Consider the following 4,375-nt stretch of genomic DNA (forward strand, 5'->3'; position numbering starts at 1 on the left):
AACGATTTTAAAGAAAACAATGAAAATAAAAAGGAAGTTATGGAGAAAAAGATGGAAGCCTTAAAGCTGGAAAATATCAATAGTATGTGGTATTTCATTGTTGCAACTCTTAAGGCAGTTGTTGGTAGTAAGGGACACTAATAAAAAAATTGATTTAAAATGGAGGAATTAGAGATGAAAATTAATGAATTTAAAGAAAATAACGAAACAAAAAAAGAGGTTATGGATCAGAAAATGGAGGCCTTAAAACTGGAAAATATTAACAGCATGTGGTACTTCATTGTCGCTACCCTTAAAGCTGTCGTTGGTAGTAAAGGACACTAAATATAAAAAGACGGAGAGATTTGTAGACTTATCATATTTTATGAGAAATAGGTGTTTATAGAATGCTTCATATATTTTATAAACACCTATTTGGAAAGGATACTGCAATGAAACTGATTAATTATAGTTTGAAAGTAGGGAAAAAAAAGCTACTTGAAAATGTAAACATTTCATTTGATAAGAAATATATAAACCATATTTTAGGAAGCAATGGCGCTGGAAAATCAAGTTTTGCTAAAACATGTGTAGGAATGTTAGAATTTGAGGGAAAAATTGAAGAAAATCAGGAGGCAATTCTTATTGGAAGCAGTAGTAATATTCCGGCAGAGTTTACTCTTGATGATGTGATAAAATTATTAAAAAAGAAATTTGAAGCACAGAAAATTATGGGTTTATATGACCTGTTAAAATTAAATAAAGTATCTAAAAACTTGCAAATCAAGAAGATGAGTGATGGTCAGAAGCAAAAAATAAAATTATTGGCGTTTTTATCAGCAGACCCTAAAGTGATTATATTAGATGAATTTACAAATGCTTTGGATAAAAATAGTTCTATAGATTTGTATGAATTCCTTATGGAATATAAGAAAACTCATGAAGCGGTTATTATCAATATTACACATAATTTATCTGATTTAGAATATATGGAAGGGAAATACTATTATATTAACAATCTGGAAATTACAGAAATTGCTTCTAAAGACGAGATTGTAGCTATGTATATAAGGGGGGAATAATATGGAAATAAGAAAAAATATAAAAAATCACTTTTTTTTATTTTATTTACTTACTGTAGCAATCTGTTTTGTTCTAGGATATGTACTACTTGTAAGTCTGGATAAGATTTCCAATCCGACAATTAGTGAGCTATACGTTAGCATTTATACGGTAATCACACAGTTTGGAATGCTTATTTTTCCAGTATTGATTATTCAGTCTTTTGTATCAGATTACAAAAATAAAAATATCCTATTTTATAAACTTATGGGATACAATTGGCTTCGCTATTTTTTGACAAAAATTGCGGTGATATTAGCTTGGATGAGTATTATTGTTTTTGGTGGAGTTATAGGTATAAGTATTGTGTATCAGGATTTCTCTTATACTTTGGCAACTTTGTTCTACTTCGAAAGTGCAATTATTTATGAAATATTATTGGCAAGTATGTGGGGATTTTTGTTTAAAAGTGTTATTGGAGCCTATGTAGTAAATTTTGCTTTTTGGTTATTTTCAATGGTGGCTTCGATTGCTAACCCCAAATTGAGCTTTTTGGTTAGGTATGACGCTTCAAATCCTGTTTTCATAAAGTTTAACCAGTACTTTAATACACGAAATAGCGATTATTTGATGATTCAAGAAAATATTTTATATTCAATAGCATTATTTGCTACTGTATTATGTATAATTTTTATTTTTAGAAGGAGATGGGAAAAAAATGGAATTTAAAGGATGTGGAATTTTATTAACTGAAAATTGTAATGCAAGATGTAAAATGTGTTGTGACTCAAGAGGGCTTGTAAGAGGTAAAACTCTTACAATAGAGGAATTAGATTTGATTCTAAAAAATATTAAGGAATGTCCATCTATAGATCTCATTGGTGTGACTGGCGGTGAACCTATGCTATATCCTGATTTGGTAGAGCATATAATTAATTTTGATTATGGTAGAAAAGTTGGAATTACAATTAAAACTAATGGATTCTGGGGAAAGGACATCAATAAGGCAAGAAATTTTATTGAAAGAAATAAATCTAAGATAAAAATGATTTCCTTTAGTTATGATCAATTTCATAAGGAATTTATTGATTTGCAGAATATCTTAAATATTGTAGATATTGCAAATGATTTAGAGGTAAGTACGGAAATTGTTGGTTGCTTCTTAAAAGATGGTATTCAGCCAGGTGATATTATCAATGAGATGGGGGAACATGCCTTTAAGACAAATTATGCATATCAACCAGTTATTAATACCGGATCAGCAGAGATATTTTCTGATTCCCAGTTTATAAAAGTTATTGATTTGAAGAAACATGAAGCGCGCTGTATTGGACTTTTAGATCGAACATTATTGATTAATGCAAAGTTAGAAGTATATCCATGTTGCTCACAAGTCGTAGAAAATACGCTTTTATTAATGGGAAATTTACATGAAGAGAGCTTGAGTGCAATCATTCAGTCTATAGATTATAATAAGGTTTTACATAAAATCTATACAGAAGGTTTTACACCATTTTTGGAACTATTAAAGAAAAAGAATATAGAATATCCGCAGAGTTTGACTTCTCCGTGTGAGTTATGTGGATTTTTATTTAAAGATGATTGGTTTTTAAGATTGCTGAAGGAAGAAGGATATTTTGAAAATATTTAAATATGAAGAATATACCATAGCTCAGGACAGTAAAAGAGATTTTACGATTGTAGAAAAAAATAATAATTTCTTTAAATTGGATAATGCAACATTTGATTCACTGTTCGGAAAGGAAAAACTGGAGTTCGTAAAAAATGATAAAGATAATATACTATATATGATGGGAATGATTTTCATGATTCTTCTGACATTATATTTATATTTTAGAACTACAACGTATTCTATTATAGATGTAAATTTTCTTCCAGCAACTTTAGTTTTAATAATAAATATATTTATTCATGAACTTGGACATGTATTATTTTTGAAAAAATTTTATCCTAAAAGTCGAGTCAAAATAGGGTTTAAATTTATGTTTATTTGGCCTGCATTTTATGTAGATACTTCATATAGCTATATGGTTTCTAAATACAAAAGGATTGCAATTTATCTGGCTGGAAATTTTATGAATTGTATTTATGTATTGCTTGTACTATTATTTTTTCCAAAACAGCTACCGTATTGTTATTTGGTGATTTCTAATGTGCTGGTGAATTTCATTCCAATAGTAAAAAGTGATGGATATTATGCAGTTGTTACATTATTCAATAAAACAAATATAAAAAAAGACAAAGTAGCTACCACATTAGAAGATGCTATTAGAGGTATAATTATGTTTGGCGTTTTAGGGATTTTTTCATGGTTATCACAATAGGGAGGAGAAAAATATGGAAAAGATATTATTTACATCAGAATCAGTTACCGAGGGACATCCAGATAAAATTTGTGATGCAATTTCCGATGCGATATTAGATGCACTGATTGAAAAAGATCCAATGAGTCGTGTTGCCTGCGAAACCAGTATAACTACAGGATTAGTATTAGTTATGGGGGAGATAACAACGCAAGCATATATTGATATTCCTCAGATTGTTAGAGAAACCCTTCGTAACATTGGATACACAAGGGGAAAATATGGATTTGATGCTGATACCTGTGGAGTTATTACATGTATTGATGAGCAGTCTAAGGATATTGCACAGGGGGTAAATGAAGCATTAGAAGTAAAAGAGCAGAATGAGTGCGAAAATGCAAAAAGTATGTTAGGTGCCGGTGATCAGGGGATGATGTTCGGTTATGCAACGAATGAAACAGATGAATTTATGCCGTATGCTATTTCGTTGGCTCATAAATTAGCTAGACAGCTTGCGAAAGTCCGCAAAAATGGAACTCTTGCTTATCTTAGACCAGATGGGAAAACGCAGGTTACAGTAGAGTATAATGAGCAAGGGAAACCTGTACGATTAGAAGCGGTGGTTTTGTCTACACAGCACGATCCTGAAATATCTCAGGAACAGATACAAAAAGACATTAAACATTATGTCTTCGATTGTGTTTTACCTCAGAGAATGGTAGATTCTGAAACCAAATTTTACGTAAATCCTACGGGACGTTTTGTAATTGGTGGACCGCATGGTGATAGTGGTTTAACAGGGCGGAAAATTATTGTGGACACATATGGAGGATATGCTCATCATGGCGGAGGAGCTTTTTCTGGAAAGGATTGTACAAAAGTAGATAGGTCAGCAGCATATGCAGCTCGTTATATTGCTAAAAATATTGTAGCGGCAGATTTGGCACATAAATGTGAAATTCAACTTTCATATGCAATTGGTGTAGCAAAGCCAATCTCAATAGGAATTA

6 protein-coding genes are annotated in these 4,375 nt (G+C 30.9%); all 6 read left to right on the plus strand.

Annotated elements, in window-relative coordinates; all coding sequences use genetic code 11:
- The first annotated feature begins 174 nt into the window (after positions 1–174).
- Entirely contained in the window at positions 175–324 is a 150-nt protein-coding gene (locus tag AC075J_RS18250) for a hypothetical protein (protein ID WP_155512670.1), read from the plus strand.
- Positions 325–431: 107 nt separating this feature from the next.
- Positions 432–1,061: an ATP-binding cassette domain-containing protein gene (locus AC075J_RS18255; RefSeq protein ID WP_055221587.1), complete on the plus strand. Its 630-nt coding sequence runs from the start codon at positions 432–434 to the stop codon at positions 1,059–1,061.
- A 1-nt stretch (position 1,062) separates the two neighbouring features.
- Positions 1,063–1,770 carry a hypothetical protein gene (locus AC075J_RS18260; RefSeq protein WP_116441989.1) on the plus strand — a complete coding sequence of 236 codons (708 nt, stop codon included), beginning with the start codon at positions 1,063–1,065 and terminating at the stop codon, positions 1,768–1,770.
- Positions 1,760–2,692, plus strand: coding sequence for a radical SAM protein (locus tag AC075J_RS18265; RefSeq protein WP_055056102.1), 933 nt, complete (start codon positions 1,760–1,762; stop codon positions 2,690–2,692). The genes AC075J_RS18260 and AC075J_RS18265 overlap by 11 nt, the downstream gene beginning before the upstream one ends.
- Positions 2,679–3,386: a zinc metalloprotease gene (locus tag AC075J_RS18270; protein ID WP_055056101.1), complete on the plus strand. Its 708-nt coding sequence runs from the start codon at positions 2,679–2,681 to the stop codon at positions 3,384–3,386. Before AC075J_RS18265 ends, AC075J_RS18270 begins: the two co-directional genes overlap by 14 nt.
- A 13-nt stretch (positions 3,387–3,399) precedes the next feature.
- Positions 3,400–4,375 (plus strand): methionine adenosyltransferase (metK, locus tag AC075J_RS18275; RefSeq protein ID WP_476390596.1); only part of this gene is annotated, 976 nt, incomplete at its 3' end.

Source organism: Blautia sp. ZXY-1-C6 (assembly GCF_056339875.1).

Coding starts and splice junctions, on each gene's coding strand:
- AC075J_RS18265 (WP_055056102.1), top strand. CDS start 1,760: ATGGAATTTAAAGGATGTGGAATTTTATTAACTGAAAATTGTAATGCA.
- AC075J_RS18260 (WP_116441989.1), top strand. CDS start 1,063: ATGGAAATAAGAAAAAATATAAAAAATCACTTTTTTTTATTTTATTTA.
- AC075J_RS18250 (WP_155512670.1), top strand. CDS start 175: ATGAAAATTAATGAATTTAAAGAAAATAACGAAACAAAAAAAGAGGTT.
- AC075J_RS18255 (WP_055221587.1), top strand. CDS start 432: ATGAAACTGATTAATTATAGTTTGAAAGTAGGGAAAAAAAAGCTACTT.